Here is a 21854-nt window from a genome sequence, read left to right as displayed (position 1 = left end):
AGTAAGATGTTTGATAGTGTATTAATGGTATGTGCTGGTAATATTTGCCGCAGCCCCACCGCAGAGTATGTATTAAAGAGCAAACTCGTAGACCAAAATATAACTGTGTCATCAGCAGGCTTAACAGCATTGGAAGGTAAGCCGGCAGACTCAATAGCGCAAGAGCTTACCCAAGCAAGAAATATTGACATGAGTGGTCACCAAGGCCGACAGCTGAGCGAATCTATCGTAGCTCAAAACAGCTTAATCTTGGTGATGGAGCAGCGTCACCTTGACGATGTATGCACGCGCCACCCGCAAGCTCGTGGAAAAACATTTTTGCTCGGTAAATGGATTGGTGATAAAGAAATTCCCGATCCGTACCGCCAATCGCGTGAAGCCTTTGAGCACGTATACGAGCTAATCGACAGCGCCTGCAGCGCTTGGCAAAAGTATTTATAAGGAACTGAGAGTATATGAACGCTCAGCCAAATATGATCACCTCGCAAAGAAACACAAAAGACGATTTACAAGAAATAGACCTGTTGGCACTCCTTGGTGCTTTAATTGACGCTAGATGGTTTATTATTTGTATTACAGCCGTATTTATGGCTCTTGGAGTAGCTATCGCTATTTTCAGTACGCCTATTTATCAAGCCACAGCAATGATCCAAGTGGAAGAAAGGGGGGGGGCAGTCCCAGGCTTTGACGATATGTCTGGCATGTTTGAGTCAACTTCGGCAGCTATTACTGAAATCGAACTACTCAAGTCTCGTAGTGTAATCGGTGAGGCGGTAGATCAACTCAACTTAGATACAGTCGTCGAACCTAAGCTTTTTCCAATTATTGGGGCGCGTAGCTATCGTCAGTTCGTTCCTCAACCTGAGCAAGCATTAGCTCATCCAAGCTTTGGGGCAGATAGCTACGCGTGGGGTGGTGAAAATGTCGAAGTGTACCGTTTTCGCGTTCCTCAAAGCGCAATTGGCACTAGTTTTACCTTAAGGGCTTTAGAGCAAAGTAAGTTTCAACTTTTAAACGCCAACGATCAAGAGGTACTTGCTGGTGAGGTCGGTGAAACAGTAAAAAAAGGTGGCTTTGAGCTTACATTAAAAACTTTAACAGCACGACCAGGTACAGAGTTTGCAATAATTAAACGTAACCGTTTACAAACTATCGTTGACTTGCAAGCAGCCATTGGTGCGTCTGAAAAAGGCAAGGATTCAGGGATTATAACTCTGAGCCTGCAACACAATATTCCAGCTCATGCAGAACAAGTGCTAGATAAAGTGGCTGCAATTTATGTGCGACGTAATGTAGAACGCAACAGTGCCGAGGCGCAAAAATCATTGGAATTTTTAGAGGTGCAGTTACCTGAAGTTAAACGTAACTTAGAGCGTGCAGAAAAAGCTTTTAATGAGTACCAAATTAAACAAGAATCAATCGATATTAGCTTAGAAACACAAGCCATTTTAGAGCAAATTGTAAAATTGGAAACAAAAATTCAAGAGCTAGAATTAAAGCGTTTGGAAATGGGGCGAAAGTTTAAACGAGAGCACCCGTCCTACCTTGGTTTAGTAGAGCAAATTGATACGGTAAAAAAACAGCGCAATCAACTTTCATCAGAAGTACAAGTGCTACCAGAGACCCAGCGCGATTTATTAAGGCTGAAGCGAGATGTAGAGGTTAATAATGAAATTTACACTTTACTACTGGCCAAAACTCAAGAGTTAGATATTGTTCGCGCTGGTACAGTAGGTAATGTACGTATTGTTGACTACGCTGAGGTGAATACCACTAAGCCAGTCAAACCGAAAAAAGCGTTAATTGTCGTGATGGCGACTATGTTAGGTGGCATGCTAGCAGTGGCGACTGTTTTGGTTCGTCGAGCGTTACATAAAGGTATTGAAGATCCAAATGAGATCGAAGCCATTGGCTTACCTGTTTACGCAAGTGTGCCGTACTCAGAATACCAAGTTAAGCTAACTGGTTTTGCCAAAGCCCGAAAAAATAAAACCGGCAAAGCAAAGTCTATTCTTGCAGTTGACAATCCTGCGGATCTTTCTATTGAGGCGCTACGCAGTTTAAGAACCAGTTTACATTTTGCCATGATGGAGGCAAAAAATAACATTATAGCTATTTCTGGTCCAAGCCCTGGCGTTGGAAAGTCTTTTATTTCAGTAAACTTAGCAACCGTGCTCGCCCAAAGTGGCAAGAAAGTACTTATTATCGATGCTGATATGCGTAAAGGTTATTTGCAAACTCAGTTTGGCATGAAGTGGGATAATGGCCTAAGTGATTATCTATCGGGTCGCTTAGGGTTAACCGAAGCCACCAAGCCTTCTCAGGTAGAAGGACTAGATGTAATCACGCGAGGCCAAATACCACCTAATCCATCTGAGTTATTAATGCATAGTAATTTCAGTAAGTTGGTAGAAGAAGTCAGTGCTAAATATGACTTAGTGATTATAGATACACCACCAATCTTAGCCGTAACCGACCCTGCAATCGTAAGCGCTCACGCAGGAAGCACGCTACTAGTGACACGTTTGGCCAAAACCATATCAGAGAACTTGAGCTAACCCGCAGTCGGTTTGAAAAAAATGGCATAGATGTAAAAGGCGTCGTATTTAATGGAGTTGTTAAAAAGGCTAGTAATGCTTATGGTTATTATGGCTATTACAACTATGAGTATAAGTCAGATAAAGCGTAGTCCTTAAGTTTTAACGAGAAAATAACAGTCCTTGTAATTTTAGCATAACCTTGAGTCCGCAAAATAAATGATATTTGAAGGTTGCTGTTATAGTGTTTCTTACAAGGTTTCATACCGTTCTAGCTTTGTTTGGTACATAACCAAGCTAGGGCGGTAATCAGCTCAACTAACTTTATTTTGCGAAAAATAAATTTCGTCGTAGCCGTGACTTGATGTTGCTATGTCATGGACCTAATGTAAAGCACTCCCAATAATATTGGGGCATGTAAAAGTATTAATTAAAATTTGCCGAATGAGATGTATATATGGATTTAAATAAAGCAAAAATAGGTGTGATTGGTTTAGGTTATGTAGGCTTGCCCCTTGCTGTAGAATTTGGAAAGCGATACCAAACACTAGGTTTTGACATTAATCACAACCGAGTGAATGAGTTAATGGTGGGCACCGACTCAACACTCGAAGTAAGCTCTGAAGAGTTAAAGGATGCTCCGCTCCTAAACTACTCTCATACAGTGGAAGACTTGAAAAGTTGCAACATTTATATTGTAACCGTTCCTACACCGATTGATAAGCACAAGCAACCAGATCTAACCCCTCTAATAAAAGCCAGTGAAATGTTAGGTAAAGTGGTCAAAAAAGGGGATGTTATTATATATGAATCAACAGTATACCCCGGTGCTACAGAAGAAGATTGTATCCCAGTGGTGGAGAGAGTATCAGGTTTAACATTTAATAAAGACTTTTTTGCAGGCTATTCACCTGAGCGAATCAATCCAGGAGATAAAGAGCATAGAGTAACAAATATATTAAAAGTAACAGCTGGTTCGACACCTGAAATTGCAGAGTATGTTGATGCTTTGTACAAGTCTATTATTACTGCGGGTACTCATAAAGCAAGCTCTATAAAGGTAGCCGAGGCTGCAAAAGTGATAGAAAACACACAGCGCGATGTTAATATCGCGCTGATAAATGAGCTATCAGTCATTTTTAATAAGTTGAATATTGATACATTAGAGGTATTAGAGGCCGCTGGGACTAAGTGGAACTTTTTGCCTTTCCGACCTGGGTTAGTAGGTGGCCATTGTATAGGTGTTGACCCTTATTATTTAACACATAAGGCCCAAAGTGTTGGTTATCATCCTGAGATGATCCTTGCTGGTCGTCGTCTTAATGATGGAATGGGTAAACATGTTGTTTCAGAGCTTGTAAAGAAAATGCTTAAAAAGCGTATTCAAGTTGAAGGTGCAAATGTACTAGTAATGGGGCTTACCTTCAAAGAAAATTGCCCTGATTTACGTAATACAAAAGTAGTTGATATTGTTAGAGAGCTCAAAGAATACAACATCAACGTAGATATTGTTGATCCTTGGTGTTCAAACGAAGAAGCTGAACATGAATATGGGCTAACACTAATGGCTGAACAAAAGTCTGATAGTTATGATGCGATCGTTCTAGCTGTAGGACATAACGAGTTTAAGGAAATGGGAGCTGAGAAAATTAGAGCGTTAGGAAAAGAGCTGCATGTGCTTTACGATTTAAAATATGTCTTACCCAAAGAAGCTGTAGACATGCGCCTCTAAATACTGCGGCAACAGGCTCTTGAATAGAACTAGAAGCTATTTAGAGCCTTACAAAGATAAATATTAGAAGGGCTCTCATGACTCGTTACGAACAAATCAAATTGGAACTTCAAGAATCACCTAAAACTTGGTTAATAACTGGTGTTGCAGGCTTTATCGGCTCAAACTTATTAGAGCATTTATTAAAGCTTAATCAAACAGTAGTGGGTCTAGATAACTTTGCAACTGGATATCAACATAACTTAGATGAAGTACGAAATATAGTAGATACAGAGCAGTGGCAGCGATTCACATTTATTGAGGGTGATATTCGTAATTATGAAGATTGTGAAGAAGTATTGGGTATAACAAGCATAGACTATGTTTTACACCAAGCGGCACTTGGCTCTGTTCCTCGCTCTATTGCAGATCCTCTGACTAGTAATGCAGCTAATATTACTGGCTTTTTGAATATGCTTCATGCTTCTAAAGAAGCTAAGGTCAAAAGCTTTACCTATGCAGCAAGTAGCTCTACGTATGGTGATCACCCAGCACTGCCTAAAATTGAAGAGAATATTGGTAATCCGCTTTCACCCTATGCTGTCACAAAGTATGTGAATGAGTTGTATGCCAGCGTTTTTGCAAAAACTTATAGTTTTAAGAGTATCGGCTTAAGATATTTTAATGTATTTGGCAAAAGGCAGGATCCAAATGGCGCCTATGCAGCAGTTATTCCAAAATGGACTGCAGCTATGATTAATGATGAAGATGTATTTATCAACGGTGATGGAGAAACCAGCCGCGATTTCAGCTTCATTGAGAATACTGTACAGATGAATATACTTGCAGCTACAGCGCCAGAAGAAGCAAAAGATGAAGTATATAATGTTGCTGTTGGAGATCGTACTACATTGAATGAGCTTCATCAGGCAATAAGATCCGCGTTGTCAGAAAATGGTGTTGTTACAGAGAAAGAACCAATTTATCGGGACTTTAGAGCTGGTGATGTGAGACATTCTCAAGCTGATGTAACTAAAGCTATTTCAAATTTGGGGTACAAACCTGAGTATAGAATTTTGGAAGGTATTAGCAAAGCAATGCCTTGGTATTGTGGATTTATGGAAAAGTAATTATGAAGAATTTTGCATTAATTGGTGCGGCAGGATATATCGCACCAAGGCACATGAAAGCAATAAAAGATACTGATAATAATTTAGTAGCAGCTCTGGATAAGAATGACTCCGTTGGTATTATCGATAGTTACTTTCCAAACGCTGACTTTTTTGTTGAATACGAAAGGTTTGATCGTCATATCGACTTGCTCAAAAGGCATGGTACTAGTTTAGATTATGTAGCAATAGCTTCACCAAACTATCTACATGACTCTCATATTCGATTTGCCCTTAGGCATGGGGCGCACGCTATTTGTGAAAAGCCGCTAGTATTAAACCCACATAATATTGATGCGTTAAAAGTTGTGGAAGAGGAAACCGGAAAAAAGGTTTTTAATATCCTTCAGTTGCGACTACACCCCAGTATCATAGCGTTAAAGCAGAGGGTAGAAAAAGCACTAGCTGATAACCCTGATACTATGTTTGATATCGACTTAACTTACCTAACTAGTCGTGGAAATTGGTACTTCACCTCTTGGAAAGGCGAAGATAGCAAGTCTGGTGGTATTGCTACTAATATCGGTGTGCACTTCTATGACATGTTGGGGTGGATTTTTGGAGATATCAAGCATAATGAGGTGCATTTAAAAGAGCCAAATGCATCAGCAGGATACATAGAGTTTGCACATGCCCGAGTGCGTTGGTTTTTATCTGTAGATTATGATTACATCCCGCAAGAGATAAAAGAGTCAGGTCAACGGACTTATCGGTCAATCACGGTAGATGGCCATGAGATAGAGTTTTCTGGCGGTTTTACTGATCTACATACAAAGAGTTATGAACATATCCTTACTGGCAGTGGATTCGGTTTAGAAGAAGCACGCAAGAGTATTGAGATCGTAAGCACTATTCGAAATCAGGATGTTGTGCGATCTGACTTTATGCACGAGCTAGTAAGAGGAAAGCAATAATGAACGTTCAAATTCACGAATCTGCGATCGTTGATGAAGGCGCTCAAATAGGTGCCGACAGTCGAGTTTGGCATTTTGTGCATGTTTGTAGCGGTGCCAAAATTGGCGAAAAATGTTCATTGGGTCAAAATGTATTTGTTGGCAACAAGGTAACTATCGGGAGCAATGTTAAAGTTCAAAATAATGTGTCCGTCTACGACAATGTGACGCTTGAGGACGATGTTTTTTGTGGCCCGAGCATGGTTTTTACCAACGTATACAATCCCAGATCATTTATCGAGCGTAAAACAGAATACAGAAATACCTTAGTCAAGAAAGGGGCAACGTTGGGAGCAAATTGCACGATTGTTTGTGGTACGACAATCGGTGAGTATGCCTTTGTTGGTGCGGGGGCTGTGGTGAATAAAAATGTTCCTGCATTTGCGCTTGTGGTTGGCGTGCCTGCTAAGCAAATTGGCTGGATTAGTAAGTATGGAGAACAACTTGATCTTCCATTAACAGGTGAAGCGCAGATTAGGTGTCAATTCACAGGTGACCTGTACCAGTTGCTAGATGGTATTGTCTCCATTATTGGCTAATATCAAGAGAAAATTATGCAATTCATAGATTTATCAGCTCAATATAACCATTTGAAAGACCGCATAGACCGTCGTATAAATGCGGTCTTACAACATGGTCAATATATTATGGGTCCGGAAGTCAGAGAGCTTGAGTCTCAACTTGCTAGTTATGTTGGTACTAAGCATGCTATTACGTGTGCAAATGGTACCGATGCACTAACACTGGCTTTAATGGCTCTGAATATCGGACCAGGAGATGCGGTGTTTTGCCCGACGTTTACGTTTTTTGCGACAGCAGAAGCAATCGCCTTTTCAGGCGCAACGCCTGTATTTGTCGATTCAGACGAAAGCACCTTTAACATATGTCCAAAAGACCTATCACGCCGTATTGAGAATGTAAAAGAGAGTGGTGAACTAAATCTCAAAGCTATTATTTCTGTAGATCTATTTGGGTTACCAGCAAATTACCCAGCTATTTCAGAATTGGCAAAGCTGCATGGTCTTGTAGTTATAGAAGATGCAGCTCAAGGCTTTGGCGGAGAAATTAATGGTAAGAAGGCTGGAAGTTTTGCTGATATCGCAACAACCAGCTTTTTTCCGGCAAAGCCTTTAGGGTGTTATGGCGATGGCGGCGCATTATTCACAGATAATGATGACTATGCCGAACTATTGAAGTCATTACGTGTTCATGGAAAAGGCACGGACAAATATGATAATGTCCGTATTGGAATGAACAGTCGCCTTGATACTATACAAGCTGCCGTATTATTAGAAAAGTTGGCTGAGTTCCCTAAAGAGCTTGAAAAGCGAAATAGAGTTGCAGCTCAGTATAATGAGCATTTATCAGGTCAAAATAACACCCCCAAGGTTCCTGAAGGATACTTGAGCTCTTGGGCACAGTACACGTTAGTCTCAGATGACAGAAATTCAGAGATTGAAAAGTACAAGGAGCTAGGTATTCCTACTGCAATCTACTATAGCAAATGTATGCATCAACAAACGGCATTCTTGGAGCTTGGCTATACAGATCTGGACTTTCCAGTCGCATCTAAATTAGCTAATAGTGTATTCAGTTTACCAATGCACCCATACCTAGATTTAAGCGTGATTTTAAATGGAAAAGTTTGACTTTGTAATAGCTGGCGCAGGCATAATTGGATTGACTGTTGCACGAGAATTGAAACGAAAGTCACCAGCCTCAAAAGTTGTAATTCTAGAAAAAGAGCCAAGTTTAGGCATTCATGCATCTGGGCGGAATAGCGGTGTTCTACATACTGGAATATATTACCCATCAGATACATTGAAGGCTAAGTTCTGTAAGAAAGGGGCTGATACTTTATTTCAGTTTGCACAGGAAAATAGCATTCCAGTGCGTAAAGATGGCAAAGTCGTCGTAGCTCGTTCTGCAGAAAATGCTAAAGGGCTAGAAAAGTTGATGGCGAATGCACAAGCTAGCGGTATCAGCGCTGAGCTAATGGATGAGCATCAAATAAAAGAAATTGAACCTTTTGCATTTGCTAAGTTTGGTGGTATTTACTGTAAAGAAACAGCGGTTATCAATAGTAAGGAAGTGCTTAAGGTACTTGAACGAGAACTATTGCAAAGCGGTGTGGAGTTTAAATTTAACACGACAGTCTTGGCAGCTGATGCATCCAACTCTACTGTTAAAACATCACAAGGTGTGCTTGCATACGGTCACTTTATTAATGCTGCAGGTTCTTTCTCTGATAATGTTGCAAAACTATTTGGCGTTGGTGCTGAGTATAAACTTATCCCGTTTAAAGGGCTGTATTACAAGCTCAAAGAGAAGCATGCACAAAAGGTACGTGGCAGTATATACCCAGTCCCTGATCCTGCGTTGCCATTTTTAGGAATACATTTCACTCGAGTAATTAGTGGTGATGTGTATGTTGGGCCAACAGCGATCCCTGCTTTAGGACGAGAAAATTATGGCTTAATTGAGGGGCTTAGTATTGGTGAATCGCTTTCGATTTTGGGAAATCTAGCTAAGTTATATATTGAAAATGTGCAAAACTTCAGAAATTTAGTTCATAAAGAATTACCGCACCTATTTGATTCTGGCTTTATCAGATCGGCCGCTTCACTGGTGGATGGGCTGGATCCGACTTGGATAGAAAAAACTCCGAAAGTTGGGATTAGACCTCAACTTATTAATGTTTCCAAAAACAAATTAGAAATGGACTTCCTTGTAGAGCAAGGAGACCGTTCAACACATGTATTGAATTCGATATCGCCAGCGTTTACAAGTTCATTTGCAGTTGCTGAGCATTTAGTTAAAGAAATAAATATTTAAATTTAGGAGAAGACATGGATATAGCAGGAAAGAAAGTACTTGTTATTGGTGGTGCTGGCTTCATCGGTAGCAATGTCGTAAGTGAGTTGTTGAAAACCGATGTAGGCGAAGTTGTAATTTATGACAATTTTGCTCGCGGTAAAAAAGCATACGTTGAGAAAGCGCTTGAAGACTCTCGTTGCTCTTTCTATCCAAATGGGGGAGATATTCGGGAAGTAGATCTATTGAATGATGCGATGCAAGGGGTGGACGCGGTTATTCACTTGGCAGCTATGTGGTTGTTGCATTGTAAGGATTTCCCACGTACTGCATTTGACGTCAATATTCAGGGAACATTTAATGTTCTGGAAGCGTGTGTAAAGAACAATATTAAGCGGTTAGTTTACTCTTCTTCTGCATCCGTATACGGAGATGCTTTAGAGGTGCCTATGACTGAAGAGCACAAGTTCAATAACCGTAACTTTTATGGCGCATCAAAAATCGCTGGAGAAGCTATGTGTCGTGCTACTTTTGACCGTTTCGGTCTTGATTATGTAGGACTGCGTTATATGAACGTATATGGCCCACATCAGGACCAGACTGCAGCTTACACCGGTGTTGTACCAATCATGCTAAATAAAATTGATGCGAATGAAGCACCTGTCATTAATGGTGACGGTTCTCAGGCGTATGACTTTATATCTGTACAGGATGTTGCACGTTGTAACGTTTTGGCATTGCAAGCAGATGTCACAGACGAATTCTATAACGTAGGTACAGGGGTTCAGACTAGTATTAAAGAATTGTGCGACTTGATCTTGGATCTAAAAGAGTCTGATCTTACCGTTGAATACAAACCTTACTCAGCAGAAGATGCGCGTCGTATGGTTCAGAACCGTATCGGTTGTCCAGAAAAAGCAAAGCGTGATTTAGGGTTTGAATACAAAGATGACCTAAGAACAGGTTTACAAAACTTGATTGCATGGCGTGAAGAAACAAAAGGTCAGTTTTAATGGAAAAAAGAAATATTGCAATTGCATTGCCAGTAACCGGTGAAGAAGAGTGGCAGGCCATTCGTGAATCAATCGAAACAGGTTGGATCACACAAGGCCCTAAAGTTCGTCAATTTGAAGAACAGTTTGCCTCGCGTCATAAGGTGGAGCGTGCTCTTGCCGTTACTTCCTGCACGACAGGTTTGCACCTCGCGTTAGCAGCGCTAGATATAGGCCCTGGAGATGAGGTAATTGTTCCTGCGTTTACTTGGGTTGCTACTGCAAATGTCGTCGTTCACTGTGGTGCAGAGCCCGTTTTTGTTGATGTTGATCCGGCAACTAACAACATAGATCCAACAAAAATAGCTGAAAAAGTAAGTGACAAGACCAAAGCCATTATTGCAGTCCATTTATTTGGCTTGTGTGCTGATATCGATGCTATCAAAGCTATTATACCTGATCACGTTAAAATCATTGAAGACGCTGCATGTGCTGCCGGAGCTGAATATAAAGGTATACCTGCAGGTGGTCTTGGTGATGCGGCTTCATTTTCATTTCATCCCCGCAAGTCAGTTACGACAGGTGAAGGTGGAATGGTGACAACCAATAACGTGGAGTATGCGGAAAAAATGGACCAAATGCGAAACCATGGTGCGGCTATTTCAGAAGAGCAGCGTCATAAAGGTCCAAAACCTTACATTCTGCCAGATTTTAATATGATTGGTTTCAACTATCGCATGACAGATCTGCAAGGCTCTGTTGGTCTGATCCAGCTACCAAAGCTGGACTCTTTTATTGAGGAGCGAGCTAGGTGGGCTCAATATTATCGCGATAAACTATCACACATTGAGTGGTTAAGGCTTCCGGCTGAACCTGCTGAAGGCCGTCATGGTTGGCAATCGTTTGTAACTTTTGTTGATGAAACTAAATCACCCATGCCTCGTAACGAGATTATGGAAGAGCTGCAACAAGCTGGGATTTCAACTCGCCCCGGTACTCACGCTCTTCATATGCTAACGGTATACAAGGAGCGTAACGGCTATCATGAGGATGATTATCCGGGCGCACGCGACTGTAATAATTGTACGATGGCGATCCCTCTGCATAACCGAATGGTAAAGGAAGACTACGAATACGTAGTTGCTAAGTTGATTGAGCTAAACCAACGCGTTAAACTTGCTTAATTTGTTGACTTGAAGTAAGTGCGGTAGTTTCTACCGCACTTTGGTTGTTTTTTATATAAAGGTTACGAGAATATGTGCGGTATAGCGGGTATGGTTGCAGCTAGGTTTGAACCTGTGTCGAATTTAGCAATAAAAAATATGACAGATTCAATCGTACATCGTGGGCCTGACGGTGAAGGAATTTGGGTAGAGGGAAATGTCGGTTTAGGTCATCGTCGTTTATCAATTCTTGACCTTTCAAGTGCTGGACACCAACCTATGATGTCGAGTGATACTCGATATATCATGTCTTACAACGGTGAAATATATAATTTTAGAGAGCTACGAGCCGATCTTGAAAGGTTAGGTTATACTTTTAGATCTCAAACGGACTCCGAAGTATTGCTAAATGCATTTCATGCCTGGGGAACTGATTGCTTACTGAAGTTCAATGGGATGTTTTCTGTCGCTATATGGGATCGAGTGGAAAAACAGCTATTTTTGGCCCGAGATCGCTATGGCGTTAAGCCTCTGTATTATTCACAGAATGGCAAAGGCTTTTTCTTTGGTTCTGAAATAAAAGCAATCCTAACGCACCCTGATGTAAAAGCGGAAATGAATAAAGAAGCGTTGGTTGAATATTTTACGTTTCAGAACTTTATCACTGAAAATACGCTTCATAAAAATATAAATATATTACCAGCTGGCCACTATTTATTTGTTAATGTAAATGCTGAAAAAGTGAGCGCACCAATTCAGTACTGGGATTATGATTTCCAAGAGCCTGAGCATGCACTGGGTGAACAAGAATATATCGAAGAGTTGGACAGGCTCATGGTTCAAGCTGTCAACCGTCAGTTGGTGAGTGATGTAGAAGTAGGCTCTTATTTGAGTGGAGGGATGGATTCAGGAACTCTAACTGCACTTGCCGCACGCCAATTACCATATATGAAAAGCTACACTGTTGGCTTTGATTTGAGTTCAGCATCAGGCATTGAAATGTCGTATGATGAGCGAGCTAAAGCAGAACATATGTCATATGCTTTTAAAACCGAGCATTATGAGATGGTTTTGAAAGCAGGAGACATGGAGCGCTGCATGTCTGATTTGGTCTGGCATTTGGAAGAGCCTCGTGTAGGGCAAAGTTACCCAAACTTTTATGCTGCGAAGCTAGCATCGAAATTTGGCAAAGTGGTATTGTCAGGAGCTGGAGGTGATGAGCTATTTGCAGGATACCCATGGCGCTATTACAGAGCTGTAGTGAATGACGACTTCGAACACTATATCGATAAATATTATAGTTTTTGGCAGCGTTTGATTAACAATCAAGACCAACAAAAAGTGTTTGCACCCATCAAAGGAGATATTCAAAATGTGTGGACACGAGACATAATGAGTAATGCGTTTAAGCATCATGCTAAGCACCTTACAAAGCCTGAAGACTATATCAACCACTCTTTATACTTTGAGGCTAAGACTTTTTTACATGGATTGTTTGTGGTCGAAGATAAATTGAGTATGGCGCATTCTTTAGAATCTCGCGTGCCATTTATGGATAACGACCTAGTTGATTTTGCAATGAAAGTTCCCGCTCGACTCAAGCTCGGGAATTTAGACAAAGTTGTTAATGTCGATGAAAATGAGATTCAAAAATTCTTTCAACGCACTAAAGATGGTAAGTTGTTACTTCGTAAAGCGATGGAAAAGTACATCCCAACTGAAGTAACCAAGAGAGAAAAACAGGGCTTCTCTTCGCCTGATGCCACTTGGTTTAAAGGTGAGAGTATTGATTATGTGAGGGATAAAATACTCTCTAAGAATGCAGCGATATATCAATATATGGATTACGATGAAGTATCTCGGCTTGTAAATCAACATTTATCTGGACAAAAGAATCGCAGACTATTGATTTGGTCCTTACTGAATGTTGAAGAGTGGTGTAATAAGTTTATATGAGCGAAGATAAAGATGTATTCAAAGAGAAAGCGCGCAGCATGCTTCAACAGCTAGATGACGTACAAGCTATTGAGTTGCTTGCTGGTGTTTTACAAATAGTTGATACGCTTCATTCACAAAAGCTCCAAAAATACAATAGATCCTTGCCATTGGCGGATCTATTTGTTGATCGCTGGGAGCGAGCTAAATGTCTTGATTTCGGCGAGGGAACAAGTATTTACAACAGCTGTTTGGTCTTAGGTGATGTAAAGGTTGGTTCAAATACTTGGATTGGACCTCAGGTTGTTTTAGATGGTAGCGGTGGTTTGTCAATAGGTTCTAACTGCTCCTTATCCGCTAATGTCCAGATATACACGCACGACAGTGTTGCATGGGCAACATCGGGTGGAACAGAAAGCTATATTTATGAAGAAACAATAATAGGCAATAACTGTTATATAGGTCCAAACGTGGTTATTGCGAAAGGTGTTTCTATAGGTGATGGTTGTGTGGTTGGTGCAAATAGTTTCGTTAATGATGACGTAAAGGAAAACACCAGAGTGGCAGGTAACCCAGCAAAGCCAATAGGTCGTTAATTTTATAAACGCAACTAAAATTACAGCTAAGCGGTAACCTTTTAGCTATGTATGCACAATTTTGATATATATAATTATATTGAGTTAGGAAAACTTCCATGAAATATTACTACCTGGGTTTTAATAGAGTTTATTTAAACCCTTGGACTGAACAGGTGCTAGCATGCTTTAATGCAGTGTCTGAGCTTATTAAGTGCGGGCCAGGTTTTAATTTGTCAATTGAGATATTAAAAGAAAATATAACTAATCAAGATATATTAATAGTTGACTCTCTTGTTTTAGAACACCAGAAATTTAAAAAGATGAAAAGGCCTTTTGGCAGTAGCTATTATGGCGGAGATATCTCTGAGTTCCCTGCACAACTAGAGAATATGATTGAAGTTTTTGATTCATTTAAAGGCAAGAAGATTTTTATCGGGAATTTGGATGTTTACGGTGCCTCCAATGAATTGGTTAAATACATACAAGAGAATAACATTCATGTTGTCTCATTTTCAGATAAAAATACAACACTCGATTATACAAAAGTAAATTTAAGTAACTCTGTGATTCCTTATGCCAACCCAACGAGTTGTTGGCATTATCTAGTTACATCTCGGCCGGATCTTGTTATATCTTTTCCCCATTTTATCGATGAGAACGAATTTATTATTGCATCTCTTAAGGAGAAAAGGTATTTTTGCGATATTCCTGGCGTCATGTACGAAGATCGCCGAGCAGCTGAGCGTTTATTAACTGCTCCAGACAAAATTAGATTAATGGGCTATAAAGCTAAGCGAATTTTGGACTTTTTGCCCAATAAACTTAATGGGAAACTTACCTTTCAGAAAGTGAAAATGTTAAACTTGACGTTTAGAATGCGTATATTTAATACAAAAGTAGTTTATACGTGCGGTAGTTTGTTTGACTTTCCAGTCAGGAAGTTTTTCGAAATCCCTTCACAATCTTCATTGCTTGTTTGTAAACCTTTTTTTGGTATGGAACACCTTGGCTTTAAAAAGGGTCTGACTCATTTAGAAACCAAAGACCTCGAGTCGCTTAAAAAAGGTGAGATTGACGAATCTATTCAGGAAATAGCGACCTCTGGAGCTAAACTAGTCTTTGAAAAACACTCTTCAAGTGCAAGGCAGAAGCAGCTTAGAGAGTGTCTCGATAGAATTGAGAAAGATGAATTCTTAGGCTCATGCTGGAAAAGCGGCTCGTATGAAGTTTAACTTTCTGCATAAAGTAAAATGGAACGCAGCAGGGCAGTTGCTGCATATGGTTTATGGCATTTTACTTATTACCCTGATAGTTAAGAGCTTCGGTACTGAAAGTTATGCTTACTATGTGTACTTTCAAACTATTTTAGCGTCCGCACTGCTAGTAGAGTTTGGGGTAACCAGTAGGATATTAAATTTAGATAAAAGTGTATTTAAGGAAAAAATTAATGACTACTTTAATGCATATTATTCAACTATAGTACTGCTCTTTATCATGTCAGTCGTATCTCTTTCATGCCACTTTTTACCGAGTGATAAGTTGAAAGAGGATTATACGTTTATATTTGTTATCTCGTTTCTTGTTGTTTTTAACTACGGAAGAAGCCTTTTTAGGGCTTTTTTACTGCGCTCTCATCGAGATGAAGAGTTTAATAAGCTATATATTTTTTTTGATGTTTTTAGGTTGCTTTCCTGTGCTGCTTTGATCTACTTTGAGGTAATCTCTAATATTTGGGAAATGTTATTACAGCTAGTTGTTATTACAGCTGTAGAATTGATATTGCTAGCTAAAGGTATTGATAAAAGTGTTTGGTCAATAAAGCCAAAAAGTATGTTGAGTTTTATAAAGTGTGCACGTGGAAATAGACTCTATTATTTTTATAGTCTACTGGCTGTTGCTGTATTTCAAATACCTTATTGGATTATTCCTATATTAGATTCGAATGAAGCGGTCGCGCTATATGCTATTGCCATTTTACCTGGATCATTGTTGGTAACTGCGTTTTATCCAATTACTAGCTCATTGCTTCCATTTCTAAGAGATTCAAACTCATCTTTGGTAGAATCTAAGAAGTTTCTTTATCTAATATTACTCACGCTTGTTTTGGCTAGTTGCTATAGCTTGTTCTTAGTTATAAACGACTTCGTTTTCAGACTTTGGCTAGGAGACGAGTTTGATAGCCGGGTAGTAGGTTTGAGCGATGGGCTATTTTTATTTGGTTTATTTTGTGTAGTCAAGTCATTGTATACTGTTTTCCTTCTATCTCTAGAGGGAATAAGGCAGGTTGTAGCAGCTCTTGCTGTATCGATCGTACTTTATTATACATTTTTCTACTTTGCTATTGAACCATCGCTTGAGGGTTTGAGTAATACACTGTTCTTATTGCCTTTAATGACCATTATGCTTCTAGTCTTATTCGGTAAGTTCCGTTTCTTTTATCAAAACAAAAATCATGTCTTACAGTTGTAGTTTGAGGGGAATATGGTCATATCAAAATTTAGTACTCACCATTTATTTACCCTAATCGTGTTTTTAGCCACCCTAAGATCGTTTTTACTAGGTGGGCTGTCCTTTTTGAGTCTGGGGGCGTTTGTTTTATGTGTAATGTTTGTTATCTTCAACATTAGGGTGATAAAAGTTGAAGGTAAACACCTGAATCTAATATCTTATTTCATCTTTTTGATATCCTTTGCCTTTATTGGGACGTTATATTACGGTATAGATATAGATGGGAAAAGGTTGATAGGGGTAGTTGTCGTTTGTGGTACTGTTATATTAACTCCCTTTTTATTAAAGTATTTTACATCAGATGTTTTTAAAACAGTGATTATTATTCATTTGGTGTTTTATTACTTCCAGCTTATTTTCTACTACTTTTTTGGTGTTTATTTAGACTTTCTGATCTTGAACGAAAACAGCTCAAGGAATCTTGGTGGTGTTTTTGTTGTTCCGTACATCGGCTTGCCTTTAATGAGAGCGTCAGGGCTTTTCTCCGAGCCAGGTACGTATTCAAATTTTATGTTTCTTTTATATGTTGCCCACACATTGACTGCTAAAGAATCAAAAGATCTGCTTCAAGGAAAGTGGTTGAGCCTATTAATTCTTTCTCTTATGACTACATTTAGCTCCTTTGGGTTGATCTTTGCTTGTTGCATAATTTTATCAAGGTTGCGTAATGTTACAAACTTAATACTGCCCATAACATTATTTGTGGTTGTTGTGTCCCCTTACTTTGTAGATAGATTTATTTCTAAGGAGAGTGGACGAGAAGACTCTGGTATTGAATTTCGTGTACTTTATTTGAAGGATACAATTAGTAATTTTGAGTCTGTACAGGGATGGATGGTTGGTAAGGGGGCAATGTCTGTTCCTACATTTTTTCAAGGAGGGGACGGATCAGATAACGACACTGGGCTGATTATTTATTTGTTGAGAGAATTTGGTCCCATCTTCTGCTTTTTTATTTTGCTTCCTATTATATTATCTCAGATACGGTACGGGTTATCTTTGCTTCTATGCATCAGTTTATTTGTAAAAATTGCACCCTTTAGTTTTTTTATTCCATTATTTTATGTGGTTACTTTGAGCAATTACGGAAAGAAGCCGAATAGATCAGAGCATATTAAAGAGGCTAATCAGCAATATGGATAGTAAGTATATACATTTGGTTCCTTCATTGAAAACCGGAGGTGCGGAGTGGATGTTATTTAAATTGACTTCTCAATCTCCATGCAAGCATGTGATTTATTACTTCGAGGATGGGCCTGTTGCCAATAAGTTACTAGATGCAGGCGTTGAATTTGTTAAAATCGACGGCCCTTTGGACTTCTTGCGCGTTGTTAGGAAAGAAAAGTCGGGTAGAGTAGTCATGGCATGGTTGTATAAAGCGTGTTTGATAGCAGCTTTCGTTAAGTTACTAATACCTAATACAAAGGTTATTTTTAATCATCGTAACTCGCTTGGTTCAGACAATACTCAAAAGTTTTTACGTAAAGTGACACTTCTGCTTTTGAAGCTCGCCTCGAAGTTTGTTGATGGTGTAATATTTAACTCTAACAGAGGCAAGGAAACATATAGCCTATATGGAATTAAGGCAAAAAATGAAATTGTCATTCAGAATGGGTTTGATTTGGAGTTGTTTAGGCCTTTATTTGACAGCAAATTAGTACTTAGGGAAAAGTACAATATTCAAAGGGATAAGGTAATTTATATTGTTTCAGCTCGTAACTCTCCAGAGAAGCAACTTGGTTTGATAATTGATAGCTTTTTAGAGTTTTCTGAAAGCCACAAAAATGCCCTGCTTCTAATTTGTGGTAGAGAAACAGAGAAGTTATCTCAAGAATATCATAGTGAAAACTTGATGATAATTGGTGAAGTTAGTGACGTTAGTCAGTTTTACCAAATGAGTGATTTTGGGATACTATATTCAGTTACAGAAGGGTTCCCGAATGTAGTTGGAGAGGCTATGGCTTGCGGTTTACCGTGTATTGTGTCGGATGTCGGTGATTGTTCAGAACTAGCCATGGGTTCGGGTTGGGTATGCGATGCTACATCTAGGGAAGATTTAAAGGTTGCTTTGAGTGAAAGTATTTCTCTAAGCCATGAAGACTATGTGCTACGCTCCGGAAAAGCAGTGGAGGTAATTAAAGGTAACTATAGTATCTCTGCGGTGTGCGATAGGTTTATGCAGTTTATGAAAGGTTAATATGAATACAAGTAAGATTGCTAGAATTTTGCCGACTCCTTTATTTGATATTTTAATATCAATTTTTAATAAGCTTCAGTATGTAACCCGAAGAGCTGGTCAGTATAAAAAGATTCGGAAAGAAAGGGCTAGCTTTGATTCTCTAGGAATAGAACAACTAAGAGAGATTCAAAACAACCGGTTTATTGAGTTTGTGAATTATGCGAAAACCAATTCACCATACTTTAAAAAGCAATTGCAAGGTATTGATGTTTCCTGTGTGGCGGACATTAAGTTGCTGCCAATGCTGGAAAAGACCACGCTTATTAACGAACTCTCAGAAATAGCAACAATAAAAGAATCTGAAGCAATCGTCTCTTATACTGGTGGTACTACTGGCGCCTCAATGAAAGTGCTGTATAAAAAATCCTGTATGCAGGAAAGGTTTGCTTATTTGGATAATTTCAGAGCACAGTTTGGTTATGAGTTGGGCGCTAAAGTTGCGTGGTTTAGTGGAAAAAATCTGTTATGTGATCGGGACGTCAGAAAAAGGCGCTTTTTTAAAGACGATTACATTAACAAAATTCGTTTCTTTTCGACTTTTCACATAACACCTGAGCACGCAAGGCATTACTTCAGGTCTCTAGAAGAGTTTCAACCTAAGTATCTAGTTGGTTTTCCTTCTAGCGTATTAAGGATTTGTAAGTATGCGGAGAGCCAAGGATTAAAGTATAAAGGAAAAGTTGAAGTTTTTTTCCCTACAGCCGAAATGGTGACCAAAGAACATAGGGAAGTGATAGGGAGAGTGCTGGGGTGTCGCCTAGTAGACCAATATGCTTCTTCTGAGGGAGCGCCATTCATATTTGAATGCAATGAAGGCAATTTACATATTGATATTACTTCAGGGGTATTTGAGGTTTTGGATGAGGAGGGTAATGATACTCAGCAAGGGGAACTGGTTGTAACTGCATTTGGCACTAAGGGGACTCCACTAATTCGCTATCGCGTAGGAGACCGTCTTACTCTCTCTGAACGCACCGAATGCCCTTGTGGTAATCATATGCCTTTAGCAGAAAATATTGGCGGTAGAAAGGATGACTTTATAGTCTCACCAACCTTAGGCGAAGTTAACCTAGGAAACATCAGTAATAGTACAAAAGCCGTTTCTGGCATTATCTGCTTTCAGATAGAGCAACGTGAATTGGACAAGATAACTGTGAGGGTTGTGCCATCTAGTGCGTTTGATGAGCAGCAACAGAACAAGTTTGTGTCAGCTCTTAGTGAAAGAATGGGTGAGAAAGTAGAGATCAATTTCGAACTCGTAAAAGAAATTCCCGTTGAAAAAAGCGGTAAGTTTAGAATTATCAAAAATATGTTAAAGGCGAGCTAATGTGTGGAATTGCTGGTATTTGGGAATGGAATCACCCTGCGAATATACAAGAGGAAGCAGTACGGCAAATGGGGAATGCTATTGTCCACAGAGGACCTGATGATGAAGGTGTTTGGGTTGATTCGGTTAGTGGTGTAGGTTTGGCCCATAGGCGGCTATCTATTGTCGATTTATCACAAGCTGGACATCAACCTATGTCATCACATTGTGGTAATTGGGTAATAGCATTTAACGGCGAGATATACAACCATAAAGACATAAAGTTAAAGCTGGAAGCTATTAGGAGTAGGCGATGGAATGGACACTCCGATACCGAAGTGCTTTTAGAAGCAATAGCGGAGCTTGGTATTGATGAAGCACTGCGTCTAGCCGTTGGTATGTTTGCTTTTGCCCTTTGGGATAAGCAGTCTCAAGAGCTATATATCGTTCGAGACAGAATTGGGGAAAAACCTCTTTACTACTTTGATCGTGAAGACAAATTCATTTTTGGCTCTGAGCTATCATGTATAGAAGCAGTTGTTGACCTAAATGAACTCAGTGTTAATCGTTTTTCTTTATCTCAATTGATACGCAAAGGTTTCATTTCAGCTCCTAATAGTATTTATACACAGGTCTATAAACTTAGCCCAGGTTCTTATATAAAAGTGAGTAAAGGGACGTCTCAGGAAGTCAAATATTGGCAAATTTCGGAACTGGTAGGCCATCAAAATAACGCTACCTATGAGGAAAATTTAGCCGAGTTGGAAGAACTTATCTCCCAGAGTATCGGTGGGCAAATGTTAGCAGATGTCTCTGTTGGCGCTTTTTTGTCTGGAGGAGTGGACTCTTCGACAGTTGTTGCTTTAATGCAGAAGCAAAGTAAAAAGCCAATAAAAACTTACTCCATAGGGTTTCGTGATGCTGCATTTAATGAAGCTGAGTTTGCAGCAAAAATTGCTCAAAACTTGGGGACAGAGCATGCCGAGCTTTATGTTTCACAAGAAGATTTGCTTGAAGCAGTTAGTGAAATACCAAATGTGTTTAGTGAGCCTTTTGGGGATTCGAGCCAGCTTCCGATGCTGTTGGTCGCTAAAATGGCTAAAGAACATGTCACTGTATGCTTATCTGGAGATGGCGGAGATGAGCTGTTTTCTGGGTATAGACGTTACGGGTTGACCCTTCAAGCTTGGCATAAACTAAATAAATTACCGCTTTCCGTTAGAAAGGCCGGAAAGGTATTTTTTAGAGCGATACCTACTAGGTTGCTGAATAGCTTCGGTTCATTGATGAATCAGCCTATGTTGGGGGATAAGCTGAAGAAAGCTGCTGAAATCATTGATATAGCGGATTTTTCGGAGTTCTATCGAAGCTATTTAATGGCAAGCTACAGGGGGGCTGATGATCTAGTTATTGGCGGAGACCAAGGGGATCACGACGTTTTTTCGAGTGGGGCGCTAAAAACTCAGATAAAGCACCAAGACCTTATGACCACTTATGACTTATTAGATTATCTGCCTGATGATATCCTATGCAAGGTTGATAGATGTGCGATGGGTGTTTCTTTGGAAGGGCGTATTCCGTTACTTGATCATCGCATAGTTGAACATGCCCTTAAGATGCCTCATGAGCAAAAAGTTAAGGGTAATGTGAGTAAGTCTCCTCTTCGTGATATTTTATATAAATACGTCCCACGGGACCTTATTGAACGACCGAAAAAGGGGTTTGCAGTTCCTTTAGCTGGTTGGTTGCGAAATGAACTTAAACCATGGGCAGAGTCACTGTTAGATTTGTCTGAGATCGAAGCAGAAGGTTTCTTCGACGCTGAGCTAGTTGAAACGTTGTGGTCAGAACATCAGTCAGGAGCAAGAAACTGGTCTGGCGTTCTTTGGAATGTTTTGATGTTTCAGCAATGGCTTGAATCGCGCAAAAAACATAAAGCTGGACTTTAA

General features: G+C 39.7%; 17 protein-coding genes and 1 pseudogene. All 18 read left to right on the top strand.

Annotated features, from left to right (window positions below):
- Positions 1–6 precede the first annotated feature (6 nt).
- The 18 genes and pseudogenes from CEX98_RS00970 to asnB (CEX98_RS00885) all read left to right on the top strand — a co-directional run bounded on the left by CEX98_RS00970 (position 7) and on the right by asnB (CEX98_RS00885) (position 21854).
- The gene (locus CEX98_RS00970; RefSeq protein ID WP_099640296.1) at positions 7–441 is read left to right on the top strand and encodes a low molecular weight protein-tyrosine-phosphatase; all 435 of its coding nucleotides are present in this window, start codon (positions 7–9) and stop codon (positions 439–441) included.
- Between the two features lie 14 nt (positions 442–455).
- Positions 456–2689: pseudogene (locus CEX98_RS00965) on the top strand (polysaccharide biosynthesis tyrosine autokinase).
- 305 nt (positions 2690–2994) lie between these two features.
- Positions 2995–4269: a Vi polysaccharide biosynthesis UDP-N-acetylglucosamine C-6 dehydrogenase TviB gene (tviB, locus tag CEX98_RS00960; protein WP_099640271.1), complete on the top strand. Its 1275-nt coding sequence runs from the start codon at positions 2995–2997 to the stop codon at positions 4267–4269.
- Positions 4270–4346: 77 nt separating this feature from the next.
- Positions 4347–5378 (top strand): NAD-dependent epimerase/dehydratase family protein, encoded by a 1032-nt coding sequence (locus CEX98_RS00955; RefSeq protein ID WP_099640270.1) that lies wholly within the window; start codon positions 4347–4349, stop codon positions 5376–5378.
- Between the two features lie 2 nt (positions 5379–5380).
- Entirely contained in the window at positions 5381–6331 is a 951-nt protein-coding gene (locus tag CEX98_RS00950; RefSeq protein ID WP_099640269.1) for a Gfo/Idh/MocA family oxidoreductase, read from the top strand.
- Positions 6331–6909, top strand: coding sequence for an acyltransferase (locus tag CEX98_RS00945; RefSeq protein ID WP_099640268.1), 579 nt, complete (start codon positions 6331–6333; stop codon positions 6907–6909). Before CEX98_RS00950 ends, CEX98_RS00945 begins: the two co-directional genes overlap by 1 nt.
- A gap of 15 nt (positions 6910–6924) precedes the next feature.
- Positions 6925–8019 (top strand): DegT/DnrJ/EryC1/StrS family aminotransferase, encoded by a 1095-nt coding sequence (locus CEX98_RS00940; RefSeq protein WP_099640267.1) that lies wholly within the window; start codon positions 6925–6927, stop codon positions 8017–8019.
- The gene (gene lhgO, locus CEX98_RS00935; RefSeq protein ID WP_099640266.1) at positions 8006–9205 is read left to right on the top strand and encodes an L-2-hydroxyglutarate oxidase; all 1200 of its coding nucleotides are present in this window, start codon (positions 8006–8008) and stop codon (positions 9203–9205) included. The genes CEX98_RS00940 and lhgO overlap by 14 nt, the downstream gene beginning before the upstream one ends.
- A 14-nt stretch (positions 9206–9219) precedes the next feature.
- The gene (locus CEX98_RS00930) at positions 9220–10197 is read left to right on the top strand and encodes an NAD-dependent epimerase/dehydratase family protein (protein WP_099640265.1); all 978 of its coding nucleotides are present in this window, start codon (positions 9220–9222) and stop codon (positions 10195–10197) included.
- Positions 10197–11360 carry a DegT/DnrJ/EryC1/StrS family aminotransferase gene (locus CEX98_RS00925; protein ID WP_099640264.1) on the top strand — a complete coding sequence of 388 codons (1164 nt, stop codon included), beginning with the start codon at positions 10197–10199 and terminating at the stop codon, positions 11358–11360. The genes CEX98_RS00930 and CEX98_RS00925 overlap by 1 nt, the downstream gene beginning before the upstream one ends.
- A 72-nt stretch (positions 11361–11432) precedes the next feature.
- On the top strand, positions 11433–13295 hold the full coding sequence (gene asnB / locus CEX98_RS00920; protein WP_099640263.1) for an asparagine synthase (glutamine-hydrolyzing): 1863 nt from the start codon (positions 11433–11435) through the stop codon (positions 13293–13295).
- The gene (locus tag CEX98_RS00915) at positions 13292–13870 is read left to right on the top strand and encodes an acyltransferase (RefSeq protein ID WP_197707190.1); all 579 of its coding nucleotides are present in this window, start codon (positions 13292–13294) and stop codon (positions 13868–13870) included. The genes asnB (CEX98_RS00920) and CEX98_RS00915 overlap by 4 nt, the downstream gene beginning before the upstream one ends.
- Before the next feature lie 98 nt (positions 13871–13968).
- Positions 13969–15084, top strand: a complete 1116-nt coding sequence (locus tag CEX98_RS00910; protein ID WP_099640262.1) for a hypothetical protein — start codon at positions 13969–13971, stop codon at positions 15082–15084.
- The gene (locus CEX98_RS00905; protein ID WP_099640261.1) at positions 15074–16321 is read left to right on the top strand and encodes a hypothetical protein; all 1248 of its coding nucleotides are present in this window, start codon (positions 15074–15076) and stop codon (positions 16319–16321) included. The genes CEX98_RS00910 and CEX98_RS00905 overlap by 11 nt, the downstream gene beginning before the upstream one ends.
- Positions 16322–16333: 12 nt before the next feature.
- Positions 16334–17503 (top strand): hypothetical protein, encoded by a 1170-nt coding sequence (locus CEX98_RS00900; RefSeq protein WP_099640260.1) that lies wholly within the window; start codon positions 16334–16336, stop codon positions 17501–17503.
- On the top strand, positions 17496–18557 hold the full coding sequence (locus tag CEX98_RS00895) for a glycosyltransferase (protein ID WP_099640259.1): 1062 nt from the start codon (positions 17496–17498) through the stop codon (positions 18555–18557). Before CEX98_RS00900 ends, CEX98_RS00895 begins: the two co-directional genes overlap by 8 nt.
- A gap of 1 nt (position 18558) precedes the next feature.
- Entirely contained in the window at positions 18559–19926 is a 1368-nt protein-coding gene (locus tag CEX98_RS00890; RefSeq protein ID WP_099640258.1) for a phenylacetate--CoA ligase family protein, read from the top strand.
- Positions 19926–21854 (top strand): asparagine synthase (glutamine-hydrolyzing), encoded by a 1929-nt coding sequence (gene asnB / locus CEX98_RS00885; RefSeq protein ID WP_099640257.1) that lies wholly within the window; start codon positions 19926–19928, stop codon positions 21852–21854. Before CEX98_RS00890 ends, asnB (CEX98_RS00885) begins: the two co-directional genes overlap by 1 nt.

It is taken from the genome of Pseudoalteromonas piscicida (assembly GCF_002744175.1).
In the GTDB taxonomy this organism is placed as follows: domain Bacteria; phylum Pseudomonadota; class Gammaproteobacteria; order Enterobacterales; family Alteromonadaceae; genus Pseudoalteromonas; species Pseudoalteromonas piscicida_B.
Note: the sequence above shows the minus strand (reverse complement) of the source record. Positions and strands in the feature narration are given on the sequence as shown.

Bases quoted from the DNA above. Each gene is read 5' to 3' on its own strand.
- asnB (WP_099640257.1), top strand. From the start codon at position 19,926: ATGTGTGGAATTGCTGGTATTTGGGAATGGAATCACCCTGCGAATATA.
- CEX98_RS00915 (WP_197707190.1), top strand. From the start codon at position 13,292: ATGAGCGAAGATAAAGATGTATTCAAAGAGAAAGCGCGCAGCATGCTT.
- CEX98_RS00910 (WP_099640262.1), top strand. From the start codon at position 13,969: ATGAAATATTACTACCTGGGTTTTAATAGAGTTTATTTAAACCCTTGG.
- CEX98_RS00930 (WP_099640265.1), top strand. From the start codon at position 9,220: ATGGATATAGCAGGAAAGAAAGTACTTGTTATTGGTGGTGCTGGCTTC.
- tviB (WP_099640271.1), top strand. From the start codon at position 2,995: ATGGATTTAAATAAAGCAAAAATAGGTGTGATTGGTTTAGGTTATGTA.
- CEX98_RS00950 (WP_099640269.1), top strand. From the start codon at position 5,381: ATGAAGAATTTTGCATTAATTGGTGCGGCAGGATATATCGCACCAAGG.
- CEX98_RS00970 (WP_099640296.1), top strand. From the start codon at position 7: ATGTTTGATAGTGTATTAATGGTATGTGCTGGTAATATTTGCCGCAGC.
- CEX98_RS00940 (WP_099640267.1), top strand. From the start codon at position 6,925: ATGCAATTCATAGATTTATCAGCTCAATATAACCATTTGAAAGACCGC.
- lhgO (WP_099640266.1), top strand. From the start codon at position 8,006: ATGGAAAAGTTTGACTTTGTAATAGCTGGCGCAGGCATAATTGGATTG.
- CEX98_RS00890 (WP_099640258.1), top strand. From the start codon at position 18,559: ATGAATACAAGTAAGATTGCTAGAATTTTGCCGACTCCTTTATTTGAT.
- CEX98_RS00945 (WP_099640268.1), top strand. From the start codon at position 6,331: ATGAACGTTCAAATTCACGAATCTGCGATCGTTGATGAAGGCGCTCAA.
- CEX98_RS00900 (WP_099640260.1), top strand. From the start codon at position 16,334: ATGGTCATATCAAAATTTAGTACTCACCATTTATTTACCCTAATCGTG.
- CEX98_RS00955 (WP_099640270.1), top strand. From the start codon at position 4,347: ATGACTCGTTACGAACAAATCAAATTGGAACTTCAAGAATCACCTAAA.
- CEX98_RS00925 (WP_099640264.1), top strand. From the start codon at position 10,197: ATGGAAAAAAGAAATATTGCAATTGCATTGCCAGTAACCGGTGAAGAA.
- CEX98_RS00905 (WP_099640261.1), top strand. From the start codon at position 15,074: ATGAAGTTTAACTTTCTGCATAAAGTAAAATGGAACGCAGCAGGGCAG.
- CEX98_RS00895 (WP_099640259.1), top strand. From the start codon at position 17,496: ATGGATAGTAAGTATATACATTTGGTTCCTTCATTGAAAACCGGAGGT.
- asnB (WP_099640263.1), top strand. From the start codon at position 11,433: ATGTGCGGTATAGCGGGTATGGTTGCAGCTAGGTTTGAACCTGTGTCG.